At 68.3% G+C, this 25,228-nt stretch carries 27 protein-coding genes and 1 riboswitch; of the genes, 17 read left to right on the forward strand and 10 right to left on the reverse strand.

All coding sequences use genetic code 11. From position 1 onward, the window contains the following. Positions 1-88: 88 nt before the first annotated feature. The 4 genes from OKQ63_RS15595 to OKQ63_RS15610 are packed head-to-tail and all read right to left on the reverse strand — an operon-like array spanning position 89 to position 2,991. The gene (locus OKQ63_RS15595; protein WP_264210960.1) at positions 89-694 is read right to left on the reverse strand and encodes a pyridoxamine 5'-phosphate oxidase family protein; all 606 of its coding nucleotides are present in this window, start codon (positions 692-694) and stop codon (positions 89-91) included. Continuing rightward, positions 678-1,421 (reverse strand): lysophospholipid acyltransferase family protein, encoded by a 744-nt coding sequence (locus tag OKQ63_RS15600; RefSeq protein ID WP_264210961.1) that lies wholly within the window; start codon positions 1,419-1,421, stop codon positions 678-680. Before OKQ63_RS15600 ends, OKQ63_RS15595 begins: the two co-directional genes overlap by 17 nt. Next, the gene (locus OKQ63_RS15605; protein ID WP_264210962.1) at positions 1,418-2,317 is read right to left on the reverse strand and encodes a cell division protein FtsX; all 900 of its coding nucleotides are present in this window, start codon (positions 2,315-2,317) and stop codon (positions 1,418-1,420) included. Before OKQ63_RS15605 ends, OKQ63_RS15600 begins: the two co-directional genes overlap by 4 nt. Beyond that, entirely contained in the window at positions 2,314-2,991 is a 678-nt protein-coding gene (locus OKQ63_RS15610) for a cell division ATP-binding protein FtsE (protein ID WP_264210963.1), read from the reverse strand. The genes OKQ63_RS15605 and OKQ63_RS15610 overlap by 4 nt, the downstream gene beginning before the upstream one ends. A 217-nt stretch (positions 2,992-3,208) precedes the next feature. Between OKQ63_RS15610 and OKQ63_RS15615 the strand changes: the two genes are divergently transcribed. After that, positions 3,209-4,189, forward strand: coding sequence for a zinc-ribbon domain-containing protein (locus OKQ63_RS15615; protein ID WP_264210964.1), 981 nt, complete (start codon positions 3,209-3,211; stop codon positions 4,187-4,189). Positions 4,190-4,298: 109 nt separating this feature from the next. Here the strand turns inward: OKQ63_RS15615 and OKQ63_RS15620 are convergent, their stop codons facing one another. From OKQ63_RS15620 to argH, 5 genes are all read right to left on the reverse strand, one after another. After that, the gene (locus OKQ63_RS15620; protein WP_264210965.1) at positions 4,299-6,911 is read right to left on the reverse strand and encodes a TIGR02302 family protein; all 2,613 of its coding nucleotides are present in this window, start codon (positions 6,909-6,911) and stop codon (positions 4,299-4,301) included. A 37-nt stretch (positions 6,912-6,948) separates the two neighbouring features. After that, positions 6,949-8,214 (reverse strand): diaminopimelate decarboxylase, encoded by a 1,266-nt coding sequence (gene lysA, locus OKQ63_RS15625; protein WP_264210966.1) that lies wholly within the window; start codon positions 8,212-8,214, stop codon positions 6,949-6,951. A 551-nt stretch (positions 8,215-8,765) separates the two neighbouring features. After that, on the reverse strand, positions 8,766-8,918 hold the full coding sequence (locus OKQ63_RS15630; protein WP_264210967.1) for a hypothetical protein: 153 nt from the start codon (positions 8,916-8,918) through the stop codon (positions 8,766-8,768). Positions 8,919-9,009: 91 nt separating this feature from the next. Further along, positions 9,010-9,186 carry a hypothetical protein gene (locus OKQ63_RS15635; protein WP_264210968.1) on the reverse strand — a complete coding sequence of 59 codons (177 nt, stop codon included), beginning with the start codon at positions 9,184-9,186 and terminating at the stop codon, positions 9,010-9,012. 92 nt (positions 9,187-9,278) lie between these two features. Further along, a complete protein-coding gene (argH, locus tag OKQ63_RS15640) occupies positions 9,279-10,673 on the reverse strand; it encodes an argininosuccinate lyase (RefSeq protein ID WP_264210969.1) in 1,395 nt (464 codons plus the stop codon). Positions 10,674-10,695: 22 nt separating this feature from the next. On the opposite strand from argH, the gene OKQ63_RS15645 reads away from it, so the two are divergent. After that, the gene (locus OKQ63_RS15645) at positions 10,696-11,265 is read left to right on the forward strand and encodes a TlpA disulfide reductase family protein (protein ID WP_264210970.1); all 570 of its coding nucleotides are present in this window, start codon (positions 10,696-10,698) and stop codon (positions 11,263-11,265) included. Positions 11,266-11,372: 107 nt separating this feature from the next. On the opposite strand, the gene OKQ63_RS15650 is transcribed toward OKQ63_RS15645, so the two are convergent. Then, a complete protein-coding gene (locus OKQ63_RS15650) occupies positions 11,373-11,957 on the reverse strand; it encodes a hypothetical protein (protein ID WP_264210971.1) in 585 nt (194 codons plus the stop codon). 155 nt (positions 11,958-12,112) lie between these two features. Between OKQ63_RS15650 and OKQ63_RS15655 the strand changes: the two genes are divergently transcribed. The 15 genes from OKQ63_RS15655 (at position 12,113) to OKQ63_RS15725 (ending at position 25,189) form a co-directional block, all read left to right on the forward strand. Continuing rightward, entirely contained in the window at positions 12,113-12,454 is a 342-nt protein-coding gene (locus tag OKQ63_RS15655) for a hypothetical protein (protein ID WP_264210972.1), read from the forward strand. 88 nt (positions 12,455-12,542) lie between these two features. Further along, entirely contained in the window at positions 12,543-12,941 is a 399-nt protein-coding gene (locus OKQ63_RS15660) for a hypothetical protein (RefSeq protein ID WP_264210973.1), read from the forward strand. After that, positions 12,938-13,870, forward strand: a complete 933-nt coding sequence (locus OKQ63_RS15665) for a sterol desaturase family protein (RefSeq protein ID WP_264210974.1) — start codon at positions 12,938-12,940, stop codon at positions 13,868-13,870. The genes OKQ63_RS15660 and OKQ63_RS15665 overlap by 4 nt, the downstream gene beginning before the upstream one ends. Before the next feature lie 124 nt (positions 13,871-13,994). Beyond that, positions 13,995-14,834, forward strand: coding sequence for an EAL domain-containing protein (locus OKQ63_RS15670; protein WP_264210975.1), 840 nt, complete (start codon positions 13,995-13,997; stop codon positions 14,832-14,834). A gap of 231 nt (positions 14,835-15,065) precedes the next feature. Then, positions 15,066-15,274, forward strand: a riboswitch (cobalamin riboswitch). A gap of 158 nt (positions 15,275-15,432) precedes the next feature. Beyond that, a complete protein-coding gene (locus OKQ63_RS15675; RefSeq protein WP_264210976.1) occupies positions 15,433-17,328 on the forward strand; it encodes a TonB-dependent receptor plug domain-containing protein in 1,896 nt (631 codons plus the stop codon). Positions 17,329-17,331: 3 nt separating this feature from the next. Continuing rightward, complete coding sequence (locus tag OKQ63_RS15680; protein ID WP_264210977.1) at positions 17,332-18,168, forward strand: ABC transporter substrate-binding protein; 837 nt, start codon at positions 17,332-17,334, stop codon at positions 18,166-18,168. Then, positions 18,165-19,148, forward strand: coding sequence for a FecCD family ABC transporter permease (locus tag OKQ63_RS15685; protein ID WP_264210978.1), 984 nt, complete (start codon positions 18,165-18,167; stop codon positions 19,146-19,148). Before OKQ63_RS15680 ends, OKQ63_RS15685 begins: the two co-directional genes overlap by 4 nt. Beyond that, complete coding sequence (locus OKQ63_RS15690) at positions 19,145-19,900, forward strand: ABC transporter ATP-binding protein (RefSeq protein ID WP_264210979.1); 756 nt, start codon at positions 19,145-19,147, stop codon at positions 19,898-19,900. Before OKQ63_RS15685 ends, OKQ63_RS15690 begins: the two co-directional genes overlap by 4 nt. Continuing rightward, positions 19,900-20,556, forward strand: a complete 657-nt coding sequence (locus tag OKQ63_RS15695; RefSeq protein ID WP_264210980.1) for an adenosylcobinamide amidohydrolase — start codon at positions 19,900-19,902, stop codon at positions 20,554-20,556. Before OKQ63_RS15690 ends, OKQ63_RS15695 begins: the two co-directional genes overlap by 1 nt. Then, positions 20,549-21,550, forward strand: a complete 1,002-nt coding sequence (locus tag OKQ63_RS15700; protein ID WP_264210981.1) for a DUF6925 family protein — start codon at positions 20,549-20,551, stop codon at positions 21,548-21,550. Before OKQ63_RS15695 ends, OKQ63_RS15700 begins: the two co-directional genes overlap by 8 nt. A gap of 11 nt (positions 21,551-21,561) precedes the next feature. Then, positions 21,562-22,203, forward strand: a complete 642-nt coding sequence (locus OKQ63_RS15705; RefSeq protein ID WP_264210982.1) for a MotA/TolQ/ExbB proton channel family protein — start codon at positions 21,562-21,564, stop codon at positions 22,201-22,203. A 7-nt stretch (positions 22,204-22,210) separates the two neighbouring features. Further along, positions 22,211-22,591, forward strand: a complete 381-nt coding sequence (locus OKQ63_RS15710; protein ID WP_264210983.1) for an ExbD/TolR family protein — start codon at positions 22,211-22,213, stop codon at positions 22,589-22,591. A gap of 5 nt (positions 22,592-22,596) precedes the next feature. After that, entirely contained in the window at positions 22,597-22,986 is a 390-nt protein-coding gene (locus OKQ63_RS15715; RefSeq protein WP_264210984.1) for a biopolymer transporter ExbD, read from the forward strand. Beyond that, a complete protein-coding gene (locus OKQ63_RS15720; RefSeq protein WP_264210985.1) occupies positions 22,983-23,756 on the forward strand; it encodes an energy transducer TonB family protein in 774 nt (257 codons plus the stop codon). The genes OKQ63_RS15715 and OKQ63_RS15720 overlap by 4 nt, the downstream gene beginning before the upstream one ends. Positions 23,757-24,013: 257 nt before the next feature. Next, positions 24,014-25,189 (forward strand): acetyl-CoA C-acetyltransferase, encoded by a 1,176-nt coding sequence (locus tag OKQ63_RS15725; protein WP_264210986.1) that lies wholly within the window; start codon positions 24,014-24,016, stop codon positions 25,187-25,189. Positions 25,190-25,228: the final 39 nt, after the last annotated feature.

The raw sequence follows: 25,228 nt of genomic DNA on the forward strand, positions 1-25,228 counted from the left end.
GTTCCGCCAAGCGCCGCCGCAAAAGTTTTCTGAAAACTTTTGCCAAGGAAATTCTGAATTTCCTTGGATCAGCGGCCCGGAGGCGCAGCTACCACATGGTCTGTGCTGCCCTGGCGTCCCAGGCGTCGTCATAGGCGGCACCGCCCTCTTCGCCCGCGGTCTGCTCGGCCAGAATCTCGCCCATCGTGGGCAGGCCCGCGCTTTCGTCCAGCCCTTTCCAGGTGCCCGCCCGCAGCATCGCACGGGCGCATTGGCTGTAGATCTCGCCGATCTTGATCACGATCACCGTGGCGGGCTGCTTGCCGTGTTTTTCGAACCGCGCCCGCAAATCCGCATCAGCGGTCAGCCGCGCCACGCCGTTCACCCGCACCACATTGTTGGATCCCGGCACCAGGAACATCAGCGACACCCGCCCGTCGCGCACGATATTGCGCAGGGAATCCAGCCGGTTGTTGCCGCGCCAGTCGGGCAGCGCCAGGGTCTCGGGGTCCAGCTCCCGCACCACCGGGCCGTCGTCGCCGCGCGGGCTGCCGTCGGTGCCCTCGGGGCCGGCCGTGGCCAGCATGCACAGCTTCGACGCCATGATCCATTTGCGGTACAGCGGCGTCATCTGCCGTGCCACCTTGCGCAAGGAAGGCGCTCCCGGTTCCCCGTAAAGCGCCTCCAGCTCGTCACTGCTACTGATAAACTCCATCCGGCACAAACCCCGCTTCCCGCATCAATTCGTCGGACCGGTGCTCGATCCGCTGCTCCAGCCGGCGCATGAAGTCATTGCGGGGAATGCCGGGCTCCATCGGCTCCAGGAACTCGACCACCGCCAGGCCCGGCTTGCGCAGCAGCCCCTTGCGCGGCCAGAACAGGCCGACATTGGTGGCCGCGGGCACGCAGGGCCGCGCCAGCCCCTCATAAAGCACCGCAGTGCCCACCTTATAGGGTTTCTGCGCGCCCGGCACCACGCGGGTGCCCTGGGGATAGATGATCAGCTGGCCCGGCTCGCTGGTCTCGGCCGCGACGTCCTTGACCATCCTGGCGATCGCCGCGCCGCGCTTGCCGCGGTCCACCGGCACGCAGCCCAGCCGCTTGGCATAAAGGCCGATCACCGGCGTCCACAGCAGCTCGCGCTTCATGATGAACCGCGGCGACGGCGCCGCGTCGAAGATGATCAGGATGTCGAGAAAGCTCTGGTGCTTGGCGGCGATGATCACCTCGCCCTCCGGCACCGGGCCGCGCACTTCGGTGCGGATGCCGACCATCCAGCGCGCGGTCCACAGGATCCAGCGGGCATAGGTCTTGCAGGCGAATTTGGCGCCCCTGCGCGACACCGCGGCCCAGGGCGCGAACAGCAGCCCCAGCACCAGCATCGACACCGCCAGCTGCAGTTCAAAGACCACGGAGCGCAGCCATTGGACCGGGTTCTTCACGACAGTACTCCCAAACGTTTGGTGGCAGCGCGGGTGGTGGCGGCAAAGGCCACCAGCGCCCCCAGCGGCGGGATCAGCAGCGGCACCAGCCAGCCCCAGCCCTGAAAGCCGAGCCCGGTGAGAAAGCCGCCCTCATCCGAGGCTTGCGGCATCAGCAGGACCCCGATCATGCCCAGCGCCACCCCTGCGGCGGCGCCGGTCAGCGCCCGCAGGGTGAAGCGGCGGATGAAGGCCTGGGCGATATAGCTGTCCAGCGCCCCGACCAGACGCAGCACTTCAACCACCTGCGCATTGGCGGCCAGCGCCGCATTGGCGGCCAGGGTGATCATGGCCGCGGTGGCGCCGCCGATCAGCAGGATCGAGACCCAGGCCAGCCTGCGCAGGGCCCGCGCCGCGTCCACCAGCGGCGCACGCCAGCGGGTATGGTCGTCCAGCACCGCGCCCGGCACCTCGGCCTGCAGCCGCAAGCGCAGCCCGGCAGCATCATAGCCGGGATCATCGCCGGTCACCTCGATCAGCTGCGGCAGCGGCAGGCTGCCCGCGGGCAGGCTGGAGCCGAACCAGGGCGCCAGCAGCGCCGCCTGCTCCTCGCCGGTCAGCGCCCGCGCTGTGGCCACGCCCGGCGTCTGGCGCAGGATCTCAAGCGCCGCCTCGGTCTGGGCCGCGCGCTGCTCGGCCGGGGCATTGATGCGCAGAGTCGCAGCCCGCGCCAGCTCCGAGGCCCATTGGTCCGCCAGCCGCCCGGAGGCCATCGACAGCGCCAGGGCGAACACCGCGAGAAACCCCATGGCCGCCGCCACGAACAGGGTCAGATGGGCGGTGAAGCCGCTGGGCGGCACCACCCGGTTGGCCTGGGTGTCGCCCAGGATCAGCTTGCGCAGCCGGCCATCGGTCACAGGTCCGCTCCCGCAAGCTGCAGCTGCCGGCTGGAGATCCGCAGCACCCGCGCCTGCACCTGGTTCTTGGCGGCGCGGATCAGCGACAGGTCGTGGGTCGCGACCAGGATCGTCTTGCCCATCCGGTTCAGCTCCACCAGCAGCTGCAGCAGCCGCTGCGACATTTCCCAATCCACGTTGCCGGTGGGTTCATCGGCGATGATCACATCCGGCGACAGGATCACCGAGCGGGCCAGCGCCGCCCGCTGCCGCTCGCCGCCCGACAGTTCCGGCGGCAGCGCATGGGCGCGGTCCGACAGGCCGACCCAGCTCAGCAGCTCATGCAGATTGGCTTCCTCATGCGACAGCTCCCGCCCCGAGACCAGCAGCGGCAGGGCGATGTTCTCGACCACCGGCAGATGGTCGAGGAACCGGCAGTCCTGGTGCACCACCCCGACCCTGCGGCGCAGAAAGGCCATCTGGTCGCGGTCCAGCCCCTGCACATCCATGTTGAAGGCGCGCACCCGCCCCGCCGTCGGCGTCAGCGCGCCGTAGCAGAGTTTCAGCAGCGTGGTCTTGCCCGCGCCGGACGGACCGGTCAGGAAATGGAAGGAGCCCGGCGCCAGCTGCACCGACACGGCATTCAGCAGCTCGCCGCCGCCGTAATTGTAGCCCACGTTGTCCAGCTCGATCACTGCTGCCCCCTGATTGCGCCCCTTGGTGGCGCCCGGATGTTTTGCCCGAAGGCGCCAGCAGTTTCAATGGGGGCTCTGTTGCGCGGAAGCCGCCGCAGCGGGCCGGCTTGGCGCGCGGTGGCAATTGACACTTTCGCCAGGGGCCATGGCTGCATATAATCCACTGAAAAACAACCTGCCGCCTGCTGGCCGGCGGGATGGTGCCGAGGAGAGCAAGATGCGTCTGACCTGCCCGAATTGCGCAGCCCAGTACGAAGTGCCCGAGGATGTGATCCCTGACGAAGGGCGGGATGTGCAGTGCTCCAATTGCGGTCAGACCTGGTTCCAGGCTGCGGCCGGCGCCGCCGCAGCGGAAGCTGCGGCCGAAGACATCCCCGCGGCGGCAGCGTTTGAGGACACCTCTGCCGCAGCCGGCGACGATGCGCCGGACCAGGAAATCGCCGCTGGCACGCCTGAAGACGCCGCTGATGCCGCCGCTCAGGACGGGCCGGAACCGGCCGAGGCCGGGCAGGACGCTGATGGCAGGTCCGATGCCGGGGCCGGAGACGGGGCTGAATACGGCGCCGGTGACGAGGCCGAAGACGGCGCCGGCGAAGACGCGGATGAGCCGGAACCGCAGACTGGGGCCGCCGAAGACGACGCCGCGGCCGCGCCGCCGCAGCGGCAGCGCGGGCTGGATCCGGCCCTGTCGGACATCCTGCGCGAAGAGGCCGAGCGCGAAGCCTCGCTGCGCGCCGCAGAGGGCCAGAGCCTGGAAACCCAGCCCGGCCTGGGGCTGGAGGAAGCCACAGCGCCCGAAGATGAGGCCGCCCGCCGCAGCCGCCAGGCCCGCGACCGGATGGCGCGCATCCGCGGCGAGGACCCGCGCCAGCTGGCCGCCGCCGAAACCGGCTCGCGCAAGGAACTGCTGCCGGACATCGAGGAAATCAACTCCACCCTGCGCTCCGCGGGCAGTGCCGCACCTGCCCCGCAGACCGCCTCCGAAGAGCCTCCCCTGCGGCGCAGGAGCAGCTTTGCCCGCGGCTTTTCGCTGTCGCTCATTGCCGCGCTGGTGATGGTCATGGTCTATGACAACGCGCCCCTGATTGCGGAAAAACTGCCGCAGGCGGATCCGGCGCTCAGCAGTTATGTCGGCTGGGTGGATCAGGCGCGGCTGTGGCTGGATGGCCAGGTCAAGTCCCTGACAAGCGTGCAGTAACCCCGTCTTGCAGTAACCCCGTCTTGCAGTCACCCGGCCTGCCGGGCTCTCGCTTGCGGCGGCGGCAGGTCTCCGGGCACCATTGGCGGGCCCGGCCTCAGAACCGGCCTCAGAACCGGTCCAGCAGCCGCTGCAGGTAGCTGCGTTCGCGCTCGCTGCGCTCTCGTTCACCGGCCCGGCGGCGGATATCCTCAAGCAGATCCCAGGCCCGGCGGTAGGCACCGCCTTCCCCCACCTTGCCGCCATCGTCAACGGAGCCGTTGCTGCCCCGGCCCAGCGGATCCAGCCGCTCGCCGCGGGCATTGGCCGAGGGCTGCCCCTGGCCGGTCTGCTGGCCGTCCTGCTGCTGCTGCGCCAGCGCCTCGCCGAGGCTGCGCATGCCTTCGCGCAGCGCCTCCATGGCTTCCGACTGCTGGTCGATGGCCTCGGCCATGTCGCCGCCGCGCAGTGACTCTTCGGCCCCCTCCATGGCACGGCCCGCCCGGTCCAGCGCTTCGCGCGCCGCGTCGCCGGCCCCGCCGCCCAGATAGGGCAGCCCGTCGCGCTGGCGCTGCAGCTGCTGGCGCAGCGCCTGCTGGCGGTCCGCCAGGGACCCGCTGCCGCCCGGCTGCTCGCGGCCATTGGGGCCGGAACCTTCGGGATTGCGGCTCTCGGCGCCTTCATTGCCCTGCCCGTCCTGGCCGCTGCTGCCGCCCTGGCCGCCCTGGTGGCTCTGGCCGCGGCCCAGGCCGCCGTCACGGCCCTCGTTGCCCTGGCTCTCGCCGCTGCGGGCACCGGGGTTGAACTGTTCCTGAAGGTCGCGGAAGGCCTGGTCCGACAGCCCCTGCTGTTCGCGCAGGGTCTCGCCCAGCCCCTCCATTGCCTGGCGGCCCTCGCTGCCGTCGCCCTGGCCCTGCTGCGAGCGGGTCATCCGCATGTTCTCCATCATCTGCTGGAATTCACGCAAAGCCTGTTCGGCTTCCGCCATGCGGCCCTGTTTCATCAGTTCCTGAATGCGGTCCATCATCGCCTGCAGGTCGTCCTGGCTCAGGGTCATCATGTCCTCGGGCATTTCGCCCGGCTCCAGCATCTGCCCGTCGGCCTCGGCCTGCCGGCTCAGCTGGCGCAGGTAATCCTGGGTCGCTTCGCGCAGATCCTGCATCAGCCGGGCAATCTCCTGCTCGCTGGCGCCGTCGCGCATGGCCTGGCTCAGCCGCTCCTGCGCCCGGCGCATCCGCTCCAGCGCATCGCCCACGTCGCCTTCTTCCAGCTGCATCGCCAGATCCCAGAGCGCCGCGGCGATATCCGTCTGGACGGGTTCCGCGATGGTGCCCTGCACCGTGCCGCCTTCCAGCCGCCGCAGAATGGCGCGAAGCCGCAGGTAGGCGCCGTAGTCACGGAACAGGCCCGCCGGGCGGTGGCTCAGCGTGCGCAGGATCTGCGCCACCCGCGGCGCATTGCCACGGGCCCACAGAAGGTCGCGGCGCTGTTCGATCACTGCAGCCGCCAGCGGATCAAAGAACCGGCGGGTGGCAAGATCCGTCCCGAAGCCGGCGGCCGCGGCGGACTGGCCGGCCTCGTCCGCCGCCGAGAAGGTGAAAACCACTGGCAGGTTGGCCCAGGGATGGCGGGCAAAATCCTCAATCAGCTTTTCGGTGAACTCCTTGCGGGACCCGGACAGCGGCAGCGGCAGATCCAGCTCCAGCGCCGCGCGCGGGTCGGGATCCGCGGCCAGCCCGTGGCGCCGGTCCACCGCCGCCAGGTCAAGGGTGATCCGCACCTGCCCGCCGGCCACGCCGTAATCATCCCGGGCGCTGAAGGCCAGCGAAGTGAATCCGTCGTCTTCCAGCTCGGGCCGGCCGGCCACCGCAATCTTGGGCGGATGATCCGGGATCACCTCCACCTGCCAGCTGCGGCCGCCGCTGCCCTCGATGGCAAAGCCGCCGTTGCGGGCCGCATCGAACTCCATGGCGCCGTCTGGCGGCGGCGGCTGATCCGCGCCGGAGCCCGAGACGCTTTCGGACAGGGTCAGCGCGCCTGCCTCGCCGTAGAACCGCAGGGTGACACGGCTGCCCTCGGGCAGTGTCAGCCTGCCTTCGGGCTGATCGTTCAGGTACAGGACCGGCAGGCGGGTATAGGCGGGCGGCTCTGCCCAGCCCTCCCACGCCGGCCCGGTGAGGGCGGCGGTGCCGTCAGATCCCAGCTCCCGGACCGAGGCCACCTGCCAGATCGAGCCGAACAGCAGCGCCACCGCCAGGAACAGCCCCGCCGCATAGCGCAGCGCATAGGGATCGGCTGCAGCGACATTCAGATCCGGCCGCGGCGCCTTGGCATGTGCCGCGGCCCCGGCCATCCGGCGCTGATGGGCCTGCCAGAGCCCGACAGAAGCGGCATCCCCGGCGCCGATGGCCTGAGTGTCCAGCAAGGCAGTGACCGGACGGCCCGGCAAGGTCTCGTCCAGACGCTGCAGCGCTTCGGTCCGGGCGGGCCACCGGAACCGCCAGGCGCCCCAGCCAAAGGCCGCCGCCGCCGCAATCAGCGCCGCCATCGCACCGGTCCAGACCACGGTTTCCGGCAGCAGCAGGTGCAGCCCCAGCATCAGCGCCGCCAGCACCGTCATCAGCACCGACGCCAGCGGCCAGAAGGCGCGCATGGCGCGTTCGGCCACCAGACCCGCCCGCGTCAAGGCCAGGGGCCAGCGCAGGTGTTTCAGAACCGGATCGGCACGTCTGTCAAAGGGCATTCGGGCCTCATGCTAGGATGGCCCGCGCCGGATCGCGTCAGAGCCACTCGGGGATGGTATCGCGGTTTATCATTTCGTCAAAGGTGGGACGTGCGCGGATAACCGCGAATTGATCCCCATGCACCAGCACTTCCGGGATCAGGGGGCGCGAGTTGTACTCGCTGGCCATCACCGCGCCATAGGCGCCGGCGCTGCGGAATGAGACCAGATCGCCCGCGGCCAGCGGCGGCAGATCGCGCTGCTTGGCAAAGGTATCGCCGGTCTCGCAAACCGGGCCGACAATGTCGTAAGGCTGGCTTTCGGTGCCTGCCGCGGGTTCCTCCACCGGCACGATATCGTGATGCGCCTCATACATTGCCGGGCGGATCAGGTCGTTCATCGCCGCATCCAGGATCAGGAAATCGCGCCCCTCGCCCGATTTCACGTAGATCACCCTGGAGACCAGCTGGCCCGCGTTGCCCGCAATCAGCCGGCCCGGCTCGATCTCGATCTCGCAGCCCAGGTGGCCGAGGGTGTCCTTGACCATCCGGCCGTATTCCACCGGCAGCGGCGGCGCGGTGTTGGAGCGCTCATAGGGAATGCCGAGGCCGCCGCCCAGATCCAGGCGGCGGATGTCGTGGCCGTCGGCGCGCAAGACCCCGGTCAGCTCCGCCACCTTCTGATAGGCCAGCCGGAACGGCTCCAGCTCGGTCAGCTGCGAGCCGATGTGGACGTCGATGCCGACCACCTCCAGCCCCGGCAGCGCCGCGGCGCGGGCATAGACCCCGCGGGCGCGGGCAATCGGGATGCCGAACTTGTTCTCGGATTTTCCGGTGGCGATCTTGGCGTGGGTCCTGGCATCCACGTCCGGGTTGACCCGGATGGTGATCGGCGCCACGGTGCCCAGCTCCTGCGCCACCGCACTGATCACTTCCATTTCCGGCTCGGATTCGACGTTGAACTGGCGGATGCCGCCGCTCAGCGCCACGCGGATCTCCCCGGCCGTCTTGCCGACGCCGGAAAACACGATCCGCTCGCCCGGAACACCCGCCGCCTTGGCGCGCAGGTATTCGCCCTGGCTGACCACATCCATGCCGGCACCAGCCTGCGCCAGGGTCTTCAGGATCGCCTGGTTGGAGGCCGCCTTCATCGCAAAGCAGACCAGGTGATCGGTGCCCTCCAGCGCCTCGTCGAACAGGCGGAAATGGCGCAGCAGCGTGGCGGTGGAATAGACATAGAACGGGGTGCCCACCGCCGCGGCGATCTCGGAGATGGGAACGTCTTCGGCGAAAAGCGCGCCGTCGCGGTAGAGAAAATGGTCCATGACCCCGCGTTTAGGGCAAAACGGGCAGACGGATCAAATGATTCCGGCTTGGGCCGCGCCGCTGCAGCAAAGCAGCGCTCCCGCCCGCCGCAGACGCATCAAAGATGCGACCGCGCCCGTTGGGCCCAGCGCCGCGCTGGCGCGCGGCGGGGGTCGCGCATCCGGGCAAAGAAGACGCGCAGCCTGCCCCTTCTTCTTTGCAAAAATACTCACTGCGCGGCGGCCGCGGCAAACGCATCGCAGATGGTGTTGCGCAGCCTGCGCACGCCCCTGTCACGCTATCTTAGGCCCGGTTCGGCATTGTGGCTCCTGATCGCGGTCACCCGCCGGGCCTGACACCCCCGGCACCTTGGAACAGGGCCCCTTGGCAGGGGCACGCAGAGATAACGTTGAGCGTGCGGGAGGAACCTCCCGTCCCGCCTCCGCCCCTTGGCGGCGCCGCCATTCCTTGCCGCTGAAGATCAGCGCATCAGAAACAGCACAGGCTGAACAGCACTGCAGCGGACAGCTTCCGCCCGGGCCAATCGGCCGGACGGGCCCTGCCCGTGTTCTCAGAAAGTACCCGACACACCGACCCGGCCATAGCCGGAAACCGTAACCCCGGTTGCGGCGGGTTCCTGCTTTTGCAGCGGTTTGGTTGCCGAAGCCCCGGTGTCGCAGGCCGCAAGGCCGGTCAGGGCCAGAATCACAACGGCAGCTTTCATCGCAATATCCCCAAAGAAAAACCGCCCCGGCAGTCTGCGGGGGCGGTTCCGAAGTGGTGCTTCAAGAGCAAGGCGTCAAGTGCAAGGGCCGCTAGAACCCCAGGAACACACTGACCGGCCCCTTGTGCAGCCCGACCGCGCCGCCCACGTGAACACCGCTGCCGCCCACGCCGACACCGGCGTTCAGGGTCGGCTGCACCGGCTCGCCGTCCGCTCCGCAGGCAGCCAGCAGCGCCAGCCCCAGCAAAGCAAAGATCATGTTGCGCATTGTCTGCCTCCTTGCCGCAAATGCGGCCTTCAACGGGCGGCCATCACCAGGCGGCCCTCACCAGACGGCCTTCACCGGGCGGCCCTGCGGCCTCAGCCTGCCAGGACGTCCTGCCAGCGGGCGATCTGCGCGCGCACCTGGGCGGGCGCGGTGCCGCCGTAGGACATGCGCGAGTTTACCGAGTTTTCGACGCCGAGCACAGAGAAGATGTCTTCGGTGATGCCTTCGTGAACGCCCTGCATGTCCGCCAGCGTCAGGTCCGGCAAATCGCAGCCGCGGCTTTCGGCCATCGCCACCAGGGTGCCGGTGACATGGTGGGCATCGCGGAACGGCACCTTGAGCACCCGCACCAGCCAGTCGGCGAGGTCGGTTGCGGTGGAAAAGCCCGAGCCCGCCGCCGCCGCCAGGCTCTCGCGGTTGGCGCTCATGTCACGCACCATGCCTTCCATCGCCGCCAGCGCCAGCATCCAGTTGTCGGCGGCGTCGAACACCTGCTCCTTGTCCTCCTGCATGTCCTTGGAATAGGCCAAGGGCAGCCCCTTCATCACCATCATCAGCGCGGTGTTGGCGCCAAAGATCCGGCCCACTTTGGCGCGGATCAGCTCGGCCGCGTCGGGGTTCTTCTTCTGCGGCATAATGGACGAGCCGGTGGAGAAACGGTCGGACAGGGTCACGAAACGGAACTGCGCCGAGGACCAGATCACCAGCTCTTCGGCAAAGCGGCTGAGGTGCACGGCGCTGATCGAGGCGGTGCTGAGGAACTCCAGCGCAAAGTCGCGGTCGGAAACCGCATCCAGCGAGTTTGCCGCCGGGCGGTCAAAGCCCAGCGCCGCCGCGGTCATCTCGCGGTCGATCGGGAAGGAGGTGCCGGCCAGCGCCGCTGCCCCCAGGGGCGATTCGTTCATGCGTTTGCGGGCATCGCGCACGCGGCTGAGGTCACGGCCGAACATCTCGACATAGGCCATCATGTGGTGGCCCCAGGTCACCGGCTGCGCGGTCTGCAGGTGGGTGAAGCCCGGCATCACCCAATCGGCGCCGGCCTCGGCCTGCGACAGAAGCGCGCGGATCAGCGCCAAGAGGCCCGATTCCGCCGCGTCCAGCTGGTCGCGCACCCACAGCTTGAAATCGGTCGCGACCTGGTCATTGCGCGACCGGCCGGTGTGCAGACGGCCCGCAGGCGCGCCGATGATCTCCTTCAGCCGGGCCTCAACATTCATGTGAATGTCTTCCAGCGCTGTGGAAAACTGGAAAGTTCCCGCCTCGATCTCTGACAAAACGGTGAGCAGCCCTTCCCGAATGGCCTCGGCATCATTATCCGTAATGACGCCTGTTGCGGCGAGCATCGCCGCATGGGCCCTGGAGCCGGCAATGTCCTGGGCTGCCATCCGCTTGTCGAACCCGATCGAGGCATTGATCGCCTCCATGATCGCGTCGGGACCGGCGGCAAAGCGGCCGCCCCACATCTGGTTCGAGGATTGATCTGTCATGGTGTGGAACCCCGGAGATAATATGCGTCTGTTTCGTCAGCTTTCCCTTTATATGGCCCTGACCTTGGGTGCAAATGCGGCCTTTGCCGCGGATCAGGCGCAGCTGGAGGCCCTGCGCGACGGCTCGCTCAAGAAGCTGGTGGTGCATGCCGAGCCGCGGGATGTGTCCGCGGCCGCCTTCCAGCTGGAAGACGAACAGGGCACCGCAACCCTCGCCGACTACAAGGGCAAGGTGGTGCTGCTGAACTTCTGGGCCACCTGGTGCGCCCCCTGCCGCAAGGAGATGCCGCAGCTGGAGGAGCTGCAGCAGGAGTTCGGCGGCGATGATTTCCAGGTGCTGACCATCGCCACCGGCCGCAATTCGCCCGCCGGCATCCGGAAATTCTTTGACGAGAACGGTATTGCCAGCCTGCCCCGCCACCAGGACCCGAAACAGGCGCTGGCCCGCGAGATGGCGGTGATCGGCCTGCCGATCACGGTGCTCCTGGACCGCGACGGCAACGAGGTGGCGCGGCTGCTGGGCGATGCCGAGTGGAATTCGGACAGCGCCAAGGCGATCATCAAGGCGATGATCGGCGAGGCTGAGGGGTGATGACGCCATGCCCTGCGGACTCCCATAGGTCCTTGGGATCCGCAATTATGCAGCGCAATGTGATCTTAAGGCCTTAAACCGCAACTGTTTTTACAGATTCGACTGGCCTATGGCTCTTTGCCGTTAATGGCGCCGATGTAGCCGCCGTATGACACCACAAAGTCCACCTGTTCATCTTCACCAAATAAATACATAGCCTCTCCTTTCTCAATTTTCCCGTCACTTGCTGCAACGACAGGAAACCAGACAGAAGCCCAGCGGGTTTTAGTGCCAGGTATACCCGTCCATTCGGCTACTAAATTGCCATATTTACAGCTGACCAAATCAATGGCAGCCCGCCCCTCACCGTCTACTGGAATTGCCAAGGTTGCAGGGGTCTCAAAACGGGCCTGAAATTCCGCGCCCTTGATCCTGCACGACGCAATGACTGGTGAAGTAGAGCCGGAACGCTTTTCATCTGACCGGAAAGCCACTTGGCGCGTTGCTTTACCTCTGGGTGCAGGGCGGTCCGCTTCGAGGAAAGGAGCTGGCACAAGCGGCTCAGGCTCCGGCAGTGGCGCGCAAGCCGCTAAGCCAGCTGAGGTCACTACACAGGCAGCTTTGACCGCGTGTTTGGAACTGAAATGAGAAAAGCTCAACAATCCATCCTTCAACTCAGGTTTGCATTTCGAATACAAAGCATCCGGCAACATTGAATGTCCACCACATTTCAATATTGGATGTTCCTAGCCCGACGGCCATCGCTCTCACCCTGCAGTTCATCCCGGCGTGATCCCCGCTCATTTCGCGCTACGTCATTCTTGAGGGACGTCCCTAAGAGGCGCCCGCTTGTAGGGTGGAGAGTGAAATGAAACCTGTTGTGTTACTGATTGGCAAGCTGCCGCATGTGATTGGCAATGTCGCAGAGCAGCTTGACCATCTGCCGATTCAATGGCTGGGCGCGCATGACCAGCCGGAAGTGGTGCGCCAGTTGGAAAACGAGCCGCGCATCGAATGCGTGATCATGGGGGCCGGGCTGGATGACCAGATCCGCGGCGATCTCATCGGCATCATTGCCGCGCTCAGGCCGGATGTCTGCATCCACCTCAAGGACCGCGCCTCCGGGCCGGAGGGGCTGGTGCCCTTTGTCGAACGGGTGGTGCAGATCCAGGTGCTGGCACGGCCGCGCACCGCTGCGATGGCGGGCTAGCGGCGGGCGGCGGGCCGCCCGGCGCTTGACCCCACGCCACCTTTGACAGCCTTCCCGCGGGCCGCCAAGCTGCCCGCGGGAGGACGTGATGCCGCTTGACTTGCTGCTGGCCCTGGTCGCGGGCGGGATATCCGCAATTGCCGCGCTGCTGCATCTGGCCGGGTGCTCCCGGCAGATGGTTCTGGGCCCTGAAACCGCCCGCGCGACCTGGCTGCGCCACTTTCCCCAGGATCCCCCTGCCAGGGTGCTGCCGGCCGCCAGCGGCCAGGCCGCGCTGGTCCTGACCGGCAGCGGCGCCGGTCTGCTCTGGGCTTTCGGCGCCGGCACCGCGGGCCGCCATCTGTCCGGATGCAGGATCCGCGAGACCGCCACCGGGCTGCGGTTCGACTTCAACGATTTCGCGGCCCCCGGCCTCTCCCTTACCCTGCCGGAAGGCGAGCGCCGGGCATGGCTGGCCCGGATCGCAACCGCGGCGGAGGCCGCATGAGCGGACCGGTTTCCTACCCTGACGCGACCCAGCTGGCGGTGCCGTTCTTCATCGCCGCGATCCTGGCCGAGTTCCTGTGGATTGCCCTGACGCGGCGCGGCGGGCGGTATGAAACCCGCGATGCCGTGACCTCGCTCATCATGGGCGCGGGCAGCGTCGCGGAGGGTCTGCTGCTGGGCTTTCTCGCCTGGGGTTTCCTGATGATGCTGTGGCAGATCACGCCCTTGGACATGGGCACCTCGCTCTGGGCGGTGCCGGCGTGTTTCGTGCTGGATGATCTGCGCTACTACTGGGTGCACCGGTTCGGCCACCGGGTGCGCTGGGTCTGGGCGTCGCACGTGAATCACCATTCCAGCCAGCATTACAACCTGACCACCGCGCTGCGGCAGACCTGGACCGGCACCTTCACCTTCATGATGGCGGTGAAGGCGCCGATGGTGCTGCTGGGCTTCCACCCGGCGCTGGTGCTGTTCTGCGGCGGCCTCAACCTGATCTACCAGTTCTGGATCCACACCGAGGCGATCACCCGGCTGCCGCGCTGGTTCGAGGCGGTGATGAACACCCCCAGCCACCACCGCGCCCACCACGGCAGGAACCCGCGCTATCTGGATTGCAACTATGCCGGCGTGTTCATCATCTGGGACCGGATGTTCGGCACCTTCGTGCCGGAACAGGACCACGACCGGCCCGATTTCGGCCTGGTGCACAACATCGCCACCTTCAACCCGCTGCGGGTGGCCTTTCATGAATGGGCGGCTCTTTTCAAGGACATGGCCCAGCCCGGGCTGAGCTGGAAACAGCGGCTGCTCTATGCCTTTGCGCCGCCCGGCTACAGCCATGACGGCAGCCGCGGGACCTCGGCCCGGATCAAGGCCGGCCATCTGGCGCGCCACCCCGAAGACGCCGGCACCCCCGGCTTCGGCGGCTGAGGCCGGGGCGCCCGAGGCAAATCATTCAAATGCGATCTTTAATTCCGCCTCAACCCTTTTGCCTGAAGCTGCGGCAAGGATCATACTGTGTCACAACTTTGCCGGAACAGGGCCGCAGCAGCACATGAACAGACAACACCCCCTTGCAGATCTGCCCGAAGGCTCCGAAAACCCGCTGAACGCGGCAGTGGCCGGCCGCGACCGGTCGACGCTGGATATGGTGGCCGAAGCGGTGCGGCACGATCAGACCGTGCTGGCCTACCAGCCCGTCATGCAGGCAATGGCACCGCATGGCGTCGCCTTTTACGAAGGATACATCCGGGTGCTGGACCCGACCGGGCGGGTGATTCCCGCCCGCGAGTTCATGCATGTGGTCGAGGACAAGGAAATCGGCCGCGAACTGGACTGCCTGGCGCTGCAGCACGGGTTGCGGGCGCTGGAAAAATCCCCGCATATCCGGCTGTCCGTCAACATGTCGGCCCGCTCCATCGGCTATCAGCGCTGGACCCGGGTGCTGGCAAGCTTCCTGAAACGCGACCCCGCCCTGGGCGAGCGGCTGGTGCTGGAAATCACCGAGGCGTCGGCCATGGCGGCACCGGAGCTGGTCACTGATTTCACCGGCCGGATGCAGCAGCACGGGATTGCCTTTGCGCTCGACAATTTCGGCGCCGGCACCACCGCGATCGGCCATTTCCGCCAGTTCTTCTTTGACGCGGTCAAGATCGACGGCCAGTTTGTGCGCGGTATTCACGCCAACCACGACAACCAGGCGGTTGTCCGGGCCCTGGTCGGGATTGCCAAGCAGTTTGACATGTTCATTGTCGCGGAATCGGTGGAAAGCCGGGAAGATGCTGAATTCCTTGTTGAAAACGGCGTCGACTGCCTGCAGGGCTTTCTGTTCGGCGCACCGTCCGTTGCACCGCCCTGGATCGAGTCCATGAAACAGCGCCAGCAAACAGGCTGAAGGCGGCTGGCAGCCGCCGCAAGGCTGCGCAGGAAAACGGCAGGAAAGCGGTGCAGCAAGTTCTTGCGCCTGAGCCGGTGCCTCCGCCTGTTCCGGTGCCTCCGCACGGTCCGCTTTCGGGGCATGCCGCCCGCTTGGCCCGCTCCGGGGCGGCCGCCGCCGCGCTCCCGCCCGCCGCCGGCTGCGGTGCCCCTGCTCATCCCCGGTCTTGACAGAGCCGGTCCGATTTGCCTAAGTCGCGGCCATTCTGGTCCGGCTGGGAAACCACCCGGTTAATAGGGAACACGGTGCGGTGTAGCCAAAAGGCGCCAAATCCGTGACTGCCCCCGCAACTGTGAGCGGAGAGCAATGCTGCGATATGCCACTGCCCCCAGGGGCGGGAAGGCGCGGCAACGCCTCGACCCGCGAGTCAGGAGACCTGCCAGGATGATCACCCTATCCCGGTGCGGGGCGCGCCGCAGATAACGGATTTCCGTAGTGGTGGCAGTTTTCACCGTCTGCGGGGGCAATGCCTTTCAAAGACCCAAATTCGAACATGCTGCCCGCCCCGGGCAGCCGCTTGGCCTGTGCGTGCTGCGCGGGCCGGGAGGAATGGAATATGCGCAAGGCAACCCTGTCCCCGATCGCCTCACTGGCCGCCGCCCTGGCCGCCGTCCCCGCCATCGCAACCGCCCAGGACGCGGAGATCACCGATCTGGGCGAAATCATCGTCTCCGGCGGCTTCACCCCGGTCGAGGCGCAGAAATACGGCCGCGCCGTCTCGGTCCTGACCAGCGAAGAGATCGAAGACCGCGGCATCAGCACCGTTCAGGACGCGCTGCGCTCGGTTCCCGGCCTGATGGTGAGCGGCTCCGGCGACAGCTTCACCCAGGTCCGCATCCGCGGCGCCGAAGCCAACCACACGCTGATCCTGATCGACGGCGTCGAGGCCTCGGGCGGTGACAGCGAATACTTCCTCTCCGGCCTGGACACCGCCAATATCGAGCGCATCGAGGTGCTGCGCGGCCCGCAGTCGGTGTTCTACGGCTCCAACGCCTCCGCCGGCGTGATCAACATCATCACCAAGACCGGCGGCATCGGCACCGAATACGGCGGCAGCGCCGAGGCCGGCACCGACGGTTACCGCGCCTCGGCGCGGGTTTCGTCGCGGACCGGACGCGGTGGTATCGCCTTCAGCTTCGCCCATGATAACGACGACGGCTTTGACGCTTCCGGCGACGGCGGCGAAGAAGACGGCATCCGCCGCAATACCCTGCAGCTGAAGGGCGATTTTCTGGCCACCGGCCGGCTGAAGCTCGGCTTCAACTTCCGCTCCTCGGATGAGCGCTATGACAGCGACAGCACGTCTTTCACCGCGGCGGATGCGGCCAGCTATGTCGTGGACGATCCGGCGCAATTCAGTGACCGCGATGAGCAGCTGGCCCAGGTCTATGGCGAGCTGGACACTCTGGGCGGCCGCCTGACGCACCGGCTGTCGCTGGAGCGCACGGACTTTGACCGCTCCCTCAACGGCGGCACCCCGACCGAGACCAGGACCGAAGCGGCGAAGTACCTGCTGAGCTTCGGCCTGGACGGGCAGCCCGCAGACAAGGCGGAGCATCTGCTGAACGCAATGCTGGAATGGGAAGAGGATTCCAGCAGCTCCAACCCGGCCTTTGTGCGCGAAACCAAGTCGATTGCCCTGGAATACCGCGGCAGCTTTGCCAATGGCCTGGACCTGCAGCTGGGGGTGCGCCACGACAGCAACAGCGTCTTCGAAGACGCGACCAGCTGGACCGCCAGCGCCTCCTATACCTTCGCAGGCAGCGGCGTGCGCCTGCACAGCTCGGCCGGCACCGGCATCGTGAACCCCTCCTACTTTGAGCTGTTCGCCAACAGCACCTTTGGCGCCACCACCTACCTTGGCAACCCGGACTTGCAGCCTGAGGAAAACCGCAGCTTCGATTTCGGGGTTGAGGTACCGTTGCTGCAGGGGCGCGGGCGGGTTGACGCAACCTATTTCGATGAGACGCTGACGGGCGAGATCGAGAGCTACATGGTGAATGCAACCACGTTCTCCTACCGCAACCAGGCCGGCGGCAGCGACCGCAAGGGTGTCGAGCTGGCGGCCAGCCTGGACGCCACCGATGCCCTCGATCTGCGCCTCTCCTACACCTATCTGGACGCCACCAACCCCAATGGCTCGGTCGAGATCCGCCGCCCGGAGCATGAGTTGCTGCTGAGCGCCACGCTTGACACCTTCAACGGCCGCGGCTCGGTTGCTGCCGATATCCGCCATGTGGCAGGCAACTGGGACAGCCAGTTCTTCGGCGCCTTTGCCACCGCCGAGCTGCCGGACTACACCACCGTGAATGTGGCGGCCCAGTATGAGCTGACGGATAACGTGGTGCTGACCGGGCGCGTCACCAACCTGTTCGACGAGGACTACGCGGACGTCTGGGGCTACGCCAAGCGCGGCCGTGCGGCCTATGTTGGCGTCAGAGCCTCGTTCTGATCCATGCTCCGTCTGCCCGGCATAGCCCTTGCCCTCCTCTGGGCCGCCGCCGCCGCCTGTGCCGGGCCGTCGCGCGTGGTCACCATGAACCTTTGCGCCGACCAGCTGGCGATGATGCTGGCGGGCCCCGGCCAGCTGGCCTCGGTGTCCTATATCGCGCGGGATGCCCGTGCCTCGGCCATGGCAAAGGAGGCCTTGGCCTATCCCGTCAATCACGGGCTGGCCGAGGAGATCTATCTCCTGCAGCCGGATCTGGTGATTGCCGGTGCGTATTCCACCCCGGCCACCACCGACATGCTGCGCCGCCTTGGCGTGCCGGTGGCGGTGTTCCAGCCCGCCCGCTCGCTGCAGGATGTGCGGGCGCGGATCCTGCAGATGGGTGAGGCCCTGGGCCGCGAGGCGGCCGCCCGCCGGCTGCTGGCGGACTATGACCAGCGGCTGGCCGCGCTGCAGAACACCGGGCCGGCGGCGCCGCGCGCCGCGCTTTATGCCGCCAACAGGTTCACCTCCGGCAGCCTGACCCTGGCGGGCCGGATCCTGCAGGCGGCGGGGCTGCGCAACATCGCGGATGAGCTGGGCTATGCGCACTCCGGCCATCTGCCGCTGGAACTGCTGGCGATGGCGGATCCCGATCTTCTGATCGGCACCTCGCCCTATCCGCGCGGCTCGCGCAGCGAGGAGATCCTGCTGCATCCGGCGGTGCGCCGTCTGGCGGCGCGCAGCGGTGCCGGGCGGATCCGCGATGCCGACTGGGTCTGCGGCACCCCGCATGTCCTGCGGGCGGTGGCGGCGCTGGCGGAGCAACGCCGCATTTATCTGGAACGAAAGGACCCGGAATGACCCGGCTGATGCTGACCCTTGCCACCGCGGTTCTGGTGCTGTTTCCGGTCTCGCTCGCCGTCGGGCCGGCCGATGCGGGCATCGGCGCCAGCCTGGCCGCGCTGTTTGACGAGAGTTACGGCCCGCTGACCCTGGTGATGCGCGAAATCCGCCTGCCGCGGGCGCTGCTGGCGGTGATCATCGGCGCAGGGCTGGGGCTGGCCGGGGCCGCCATGCAGGGCTACCTGCGCAACCCGCTGGCGGAACCGGGGCTGATCGGGGTGTCTTCCTCGGCGGCGCTGGGGGCGGTGCTGGCGATCAATACCGGGCTGGCGGCCACCGCCGCGCTGGGGCTGCCGCTGGCGGCACTGGCGGGGGCCTTGGCAGGCGTGTTTCTGGTGATGGCGCTGGCCGGGCCGCAGGGCGGCTCGCTGACGCTGATCCTGGCGGGGATTGCGGTCTCGGCGATGGCGGCGGCGCTCACCTCGCTGGTGCTGAATCTCTCGCCCAACCCCTTTGCCGCCAATGAGATCGTGTTCTGGATGATGGGTTCGCTGGCCGACCGCTCGATGCTGCATGTCTGGCTGCTGCTGCCCTTTGCGCTGAGCGGCGGCGCCATCCTGCTGATGCTGGCGCGGGGGCTGGATGCGCTGACCCTGGGCGAGGATGCGGCCCGGACCATGGGGTTGAACCTGAACCGGCTGCGGCTGCTGCTGGTGGTCGGGACGGCCAGCGTGGTCGGCGGCGCCACGGCGGTGGCCGGCGCCATCGGCTTTATCGGCCTGGTGGTGCCGCATATCCTGCGCCCCCTGGCCGGCGGCCAGCCGTCGCGCCTGCTGTGGGCCTCGGCACTGGGCGGCGCCATCATGCTGCAGCTGGCCGACATCGCGGTGCGGCTGATCCTGCCGTCGCGGGACCTGAAGCTCGGGGTGGTCACCGCCTTGGTCGGCGCCCCCCTGTTCCTGCATCTCATCTGCAAGACGCGGAAAGGACTGGCATGAGCGTGCTTTCGGTCGGAAACCTCTCGGTCACCCTGCGGAACCGCCCGGTGCTCCGCGATGTGTCCTTTGACATCCGGGCAGGCGAGTTTGTTGGCCTGCTGGGCCCGAACGGAGCGGGGAAAAGCAGCCTGATGCGCGCGGCGCTGGGGCTGATCCCGTCGCGGGGCCGCAGCTCGCTGGCGGAAATGACGGCCGCAGACCGCGCCCGGGCCGCCGCCTGGATGCCGCAGTCGCGCGAGATCGCCTGGCCGGTTCCGGTGGAGCGGCTGGTGGCGCTTGGCCGCCTGCCGCATCTGCCGCGGGGGCTGCGGCTGCCGCCGGGCGATCAGGCACGGGTGGATCAGGCCATCGCCCGCATGGGGCTGGAGCCGTTCCGCCAGCGTGCCGCCTCGCGCCTGTCCGGCGGCGAGCAGGCCCGCGCCCTGATCGCCCGCGCACTGGCGCAGGACACGCCGCTCCTGATGGCGGATGAGCCGGCTGCCGGGCTGGATCCCGCGCATCAGATCTCCGCCATGGAGGTCTTTGCCGCCCTTGCCCGCGAAGGCCGTGCGGCGCTGGTGTCGCTGCACGACCTGGGGCTGGCGGCGCGCCACTGCACCCGGCTGATCCTGCTGGCCGAAGGCGGCATTCTGGCTGACGGGCCGCCCGCCGAAGTGCTGACACCGGCGCTGATGGCCCGCGCCTTCGGCATCTCGGTCTGGCATGAAGCCACGGCGCAAGGCGCCGTCTTCCAGCCGCTGGAGGTGCTGTGATGGGCGGTATCACCCTGGAGCGGCCCTGGATCGAGTTTGATCTCGGCGCGGAGATGCAGGTGCTGAGCTGGGCGGTGAACCGTCCCGGCCTGGTCGCCGCAAGCCGGATCCTGTGGCGTGAGGTCAGGAACAGCGACCTGCCGCCGGACCTGGATGTTGGCGCCTGGTTCGCAAGGGAGCTTGCCGCGCGCGGCGGCGCGGATGCGGTGGCCTTCCTCACCTCGCGCGATGTGCGCCGCTATTGCGAAGCCGAGGCCACGGTGGAGGGCATCAGCGCCCATGCGGTTGCCACCGTGGGCCTGTCGAATGCCGAACGGATCGGCAGCCGGATGGATTATGCCGGCCGCAGCTGGGGCACCATCAATGTTGCCCTGCGCCTGTCGCAGGGGCTGACCTGCGGCGGCCTGACCGAAGCGATGAGCATCGCGGTCCAGGCCCGCACCGCCGCGGTGATGGAGGCCGGCATCACTCTGCCCGCGGGCGCCGCAACCGGCACCGGCACCGATTGCGTTGCCGTGGCCGCCCCGGCCGGCCCGAACGCCTATGCCGGGCTGCACACCGCCACCGGCGAGGCGATCGGCCGCGCCGTTTACCAGGCCGTCCACACCGGCGCCTTGGAATGGAAAACAACCAACAGGAGGGCAGCACATGCCTGAGCTTCAACAGGTACTGAAGGCCGCGCTGATGCAGGAGGACTGCGGCTGGAACATGGGGTCCTTCGGGGCGATTGCCGAGTTCCATCACGTGGCGGGCGACCCGGCGCCGCAGCAATACCCCGGGCTGATGCAGGTGACCAGCCGCGGCGGGCTGCGCATCGAAACCCTCGCAGGCGTGCGCCCGGTGGCGTATGAAACCCTCAGCCCCAAGCCGCACCGCTGGACCCAGGCGGTCTCGCTCTGCCTGCCGCAGGACGCCGCCGCGATGAACCGGCGCGATGTGCTGACCGCGCTTGGACCGGACCGGGACGCGCTGCGCGAGGAGGACCGCGGCGCCGGGCTGTTCGACATGGGGCTGGGCCAGTATCAGGCGGATTTCTGCATCCGCACCTCTGACCCGGAGCTGCTGGATGTGCTGCAGGAAAACACCGGCCGCTCGCTGTTCGAGCCCGGCAATCCGGCGATGGGCGCGATCCTGATGCACCACCCGCACCGGGTGCTGCTGACCCGCATCGGCCGGGTCGAGGTCTATCAGAGGATCGGCGGCCCCGACACCGGCGGCAAATCCCCCGAAGGCCCGCACACCCATGTGCTGCCGAAACTGCTGCGCGCCGAGCGCACCCATTCGGCCAACACCCCGATCCCCGAGGGCTGGGTGCCCTGCTGCGGCGTGCATCCGGAGAACCCGGTGATCACCCGCCTGGGCGAGGACAAGGTGTTCAGCCCGGCGGCCTTTGACGCCTTCCAGGAGTTGCTCGCGGCCTGGGGCGCCGAAGCCTATTGCCAGGGCAAACAGGCGGTCTGGGAGCTGCTGAAATCGGAAACACCGGCTGCAGAGGCCGAGGAGCCGGAGAGCCGCGAAGGCCGGGCCGGCTGGCGCAACGGCATCCGGCAGTGGCGGGTGCTGCATGGGCCCGGCCCGCTGGCCGAGTCCTACGCCCGCCGCTTCGACCGCGGTGCGGATCAGGCCGACCCGGAAAACCCGGGCCATTGACGGAGGCCGCGATGTCCCTTGCCCCTCTCATCGATTTCATGGCCCGCGGCGGCTCGGCGCTGTGGGTGATTGCGGCGCTGTCGGTGCTGACCCTGGCGCTGTTCCTGTGGCGGCTGGCCGAGCTTGCCCAGGGCGGCGCCTGGCGCAGACCGCAGGCCGAGACCTGGATAGCCGAGTGGAGCAAGGGCGGCCCGCCGCCCGCCAGCCCGGCGCGCGCACCCCTGGACCGGGTTGCTAAGGCGGCGATGCGGGCGCTGCTTGTACCGGAGTTCAGCGCGGAAGCTGCGGAAAAGGAAACCACCCGCATCGCCAAGGCGGAACTGGCCAGCCTGCGCCGCGGCCTGCGGCCGCTGGAACTGATCGCGGCCATTGCGCCGCTGGTGGGCCTGCTCGGCACCGTGCTGGGCATGATCGGCGCCTTCCAGGCCCTGCAGGAGAGCGGCAGCGGCGCCGATCCCTCGGTGCTGGCCGGCGGCATCTGGGAGGCGCTGCTGACCACTGCTGCCGGCATGGCGGTGGCAATCCCGGCCTCGGCGCTGGCCTCCTGGATCGAGGGGCAGGCCGAGCGCGAGCAGGCCCGGATGGAGGACGCCGCCACCCGCATCCTGACCCGGGCCGCCGCCCGCCCGGCGCTGCTGCACGCCGCGGAGTGACGCCGCAATGGCTCTTGCCTTTGGCCCCCCGCGCAGCAGGAAGCGCCTCAGCCTCGCACCGATGATCGACGTGGTGTTCCTGCTGCTGGTGTTCTTCATGCTGGCCTCGCAATTCGGCCGGGACCACGGCGTGCCGCTGGCCATGGCGGGGGCTGGCGCGGCCTACCAGGGGCCGCCCCGGCTGGTGCAGGTGACGGCAGAGGGCCTGCGCCTGAACGGCACCCCGGCGGCTGCGGGCGCATTGGCTGAGCGCCTGGCTCCGCTGACCCGCGCGATGTCGGACACGGTCATTCTGCAGCCGGACGCCAGCGCCTCGCTGCAGCATCTGATGGATGCCGCCGGGCTGCTGACCGAGGCCGGCTTCACCGGCCTGGTGGTGATGGAGTGAACGGCATGGATTTCTCCTCTCCGAAGACGCGGCAGGCGGGCGAGCCGGTCCTGCCGATGATCAATGTGGTCTTCCTGCTGCTGATCTTCTTCCTGCTGTCCTCGCAGATCGCCCCGCGGGCGCCCTTTGCGGTGACCCCGCCCAGGCTGGAGACCGGCGAGGCTTCTGCGCCGGAGGCGGTGCTTTTCATGGCCGCCGACGGCCGGCTGCATTTCTCCGGAGCTCAGGACAGTGACGCCCTGGCCGCCGTCGCGGCGCAGGCTGCAGAGCTCGGAACCCTCACCCTGCGAGCCGATGCCGAAGTGCCCGCGCGTGCAGTTGCGGCGCTGATCGCCCGGCTGCGGGAGGCCGGGATCACCGCTGTCGCCCTGACCGGAACCGGGGCCGGCTCATGACCCGCCGCGCCCTGTTTCCCGGCTGCCTGGCCGCCGCCGCCGCGCTGCATGCGCTGCCGTTTCTGGCCATGCCTGACGGCGGAACCAGGGCAGAGGGGGCTGGCGGCAGCGGCACCGGGCAGATCAGTCTGACTGCAGCCTCTGCGGCCTTGGCGCAGCAGGTTTCGCAATGGACCCGCCCGCCGGAGATCCGCGCCGCCCTGTCACCGCAGGCGCCGGCCCGGGCCGCGCCGCAGCCTGCCGTCCCGGCAGCACCAGCGCCGGCAGCTGCCCCCGCCCGGCCGGTGGCTGCCAGCACGCCCGCACGCGCCGCCGCTCCCGTGGCGGATGCCGCCCCTGCCCGCCCTGCCCCGCCGCCTCCTCCGGTGGCCCTTGCCCCGGCACCCGCACCGGCATCTGTGAACGTGCAGGAGCAGGCCGCCGGCAGCGGCCAGCGGCAGGCCAAGGGCGGCGACGGGGCGGAGGCGGCCAGCACCGGCGAAGCCGCCCGCGCCGCCAGCCTCAAGCACCGCTGGGGCGCGGCCATCCTGTCCCGCATCGAACGGCAGAAACGCCAGCCGCGCGGCGGCGGCAAGGGCACCGTGCGGCTGGTGCTGAAGGTCTCCACCCTGGGCGGCCTGATCGCCGTCTCGGTGACCCAGAGCTCCGGCAGTGCGGCGCTGGATCAGGCCGCAATGCACGCGGTGAAGAAGGCCCGCCTGCCGCGCGCGCCCAAGGCGCTGGCACAGGGCATCTACAGCTTCAGCTTCAGAACCACTTTCACCGGCTGACCGGGGCTGCGCCGCCGCAGAACCCTGCTGCCCTGCAGCATCATAAGGCCGGCCTGGCGGAATTCCTCCGCTTCGGGACGTTTCTGGCGGTTGACTCTGCCGCACCCCCTGAGACACCCTGTCAATTGCTGCACGTGCAGCAATAGATTATGTCGGGACCCGGAGGATACGGGAAAGATTCTTGCGCGGAGGATTCTGCATCACCTGCGCGGCACTGTCCCGGAAGACCTGAATTGATGGCAGAGGACCAGAAATCAATGACCAATGTTGTAATCGCATCCGCCGCGCGCACCGCCGTCGGCTCCTTTGGCGGCTCGTTCGCCAATACCCCGGCCCACGACCTGGGCGCCGCCGTGCTGGAAGCCGTGGTGGAACGCGCCGGTGTGGACAAATCCGAAGTGTCCGAAACCATCCTGGGCCAGGTGCTGACCGCCGCCCAGGGCCAGAACCCGGCCCGCCAGGCCCATATCAATGCCGGCCTGCCCAAGGAAAGCGCCGCCTGGGGCATCAACCAGGTCTGCGGCTCGGGACTGCGCGCGGTGGCACTGGGCGCCCAGCACATCCAGCTCGGCGATGCCTCCATCGTCGCGGCCGGCGGCCAGGAGAACATGACCCTCAGCCCCCATGCCGCGCATCTGCGCGCGGGCCACAAGATGGGCGACATGAAATACATCGACACGATGATCCGCGACGGGCTGTGGGACGCGTTCAACGGCTACCACATGGGCCAGACCGCCGAAAACGTGGCCGAGCAGTGGCAGATCTCCCGCGACATGCAGGATGAATTCGCCGTCGCCTCGCAGAACAAGGCCGAAGCCGCCCAGAAAGCGGGCAAATTCGCCGATGAGATCGCCGCCTTCACCGTCAAGCACCGCAAGGGCGAGACCGTGGTCGACCAGGATGAATACATCCGCCACGGCGCCACCATGGAAGCGATGCAGAAGCTGCGCCCGGCCTTCACCAAGGACGGCTCGGTCACTGCGGCCAATGCCTCGGGCCTGAACGACGGCGCTGCCGCCACCCTGCTGATGAGCGCCGATGAGGCCGAACGCCGCGGCATCGAGCCGCTGGCCCGCATCGCATCTTATGCCACCGCCGGCCTGGACCCGGCGATCATGGGCGTGGGCCCGGTCTATGCCTCGCGCAAGGCGCTGGAAAAGGCCGGCTGGTCGGTCAACGACCTGGACCTGGTGGAAGCCAACGAAGCCTTTGCCGCCCAGGCCTGCGCGGTGAACAAGGACATGGGCTGGGATCCGTCGATCGTCAACGTGAACGGCGGCGCCATCGCCATCGGCCACCCGATCGGCGCCTCGGGCTGCCGGGTGCTGAACACGCTTCTGTTCGAAATGAAGCGCCGCGGCGCCAAGAAGGGCCTCGCCACCCTGTGCATCGGCGGCGGCATGGGTGTCGCGATGTGCGTCGAACGCCCATAAAACCGGCAACAGACCGCAAAATGAGGAGGACGCCCCCGT

Origin of the sequence: Leisingera thetidis, from assembly GCF_025857195.1 — a bacterium.
Taxonomy (GTDB): domain Bacteria; phylum Pseudomonadota; class Alphaproteobacteria; order Rhodobacterales; family Rhodobacteraceae; genus Leisingera; species Leisingera thetidis.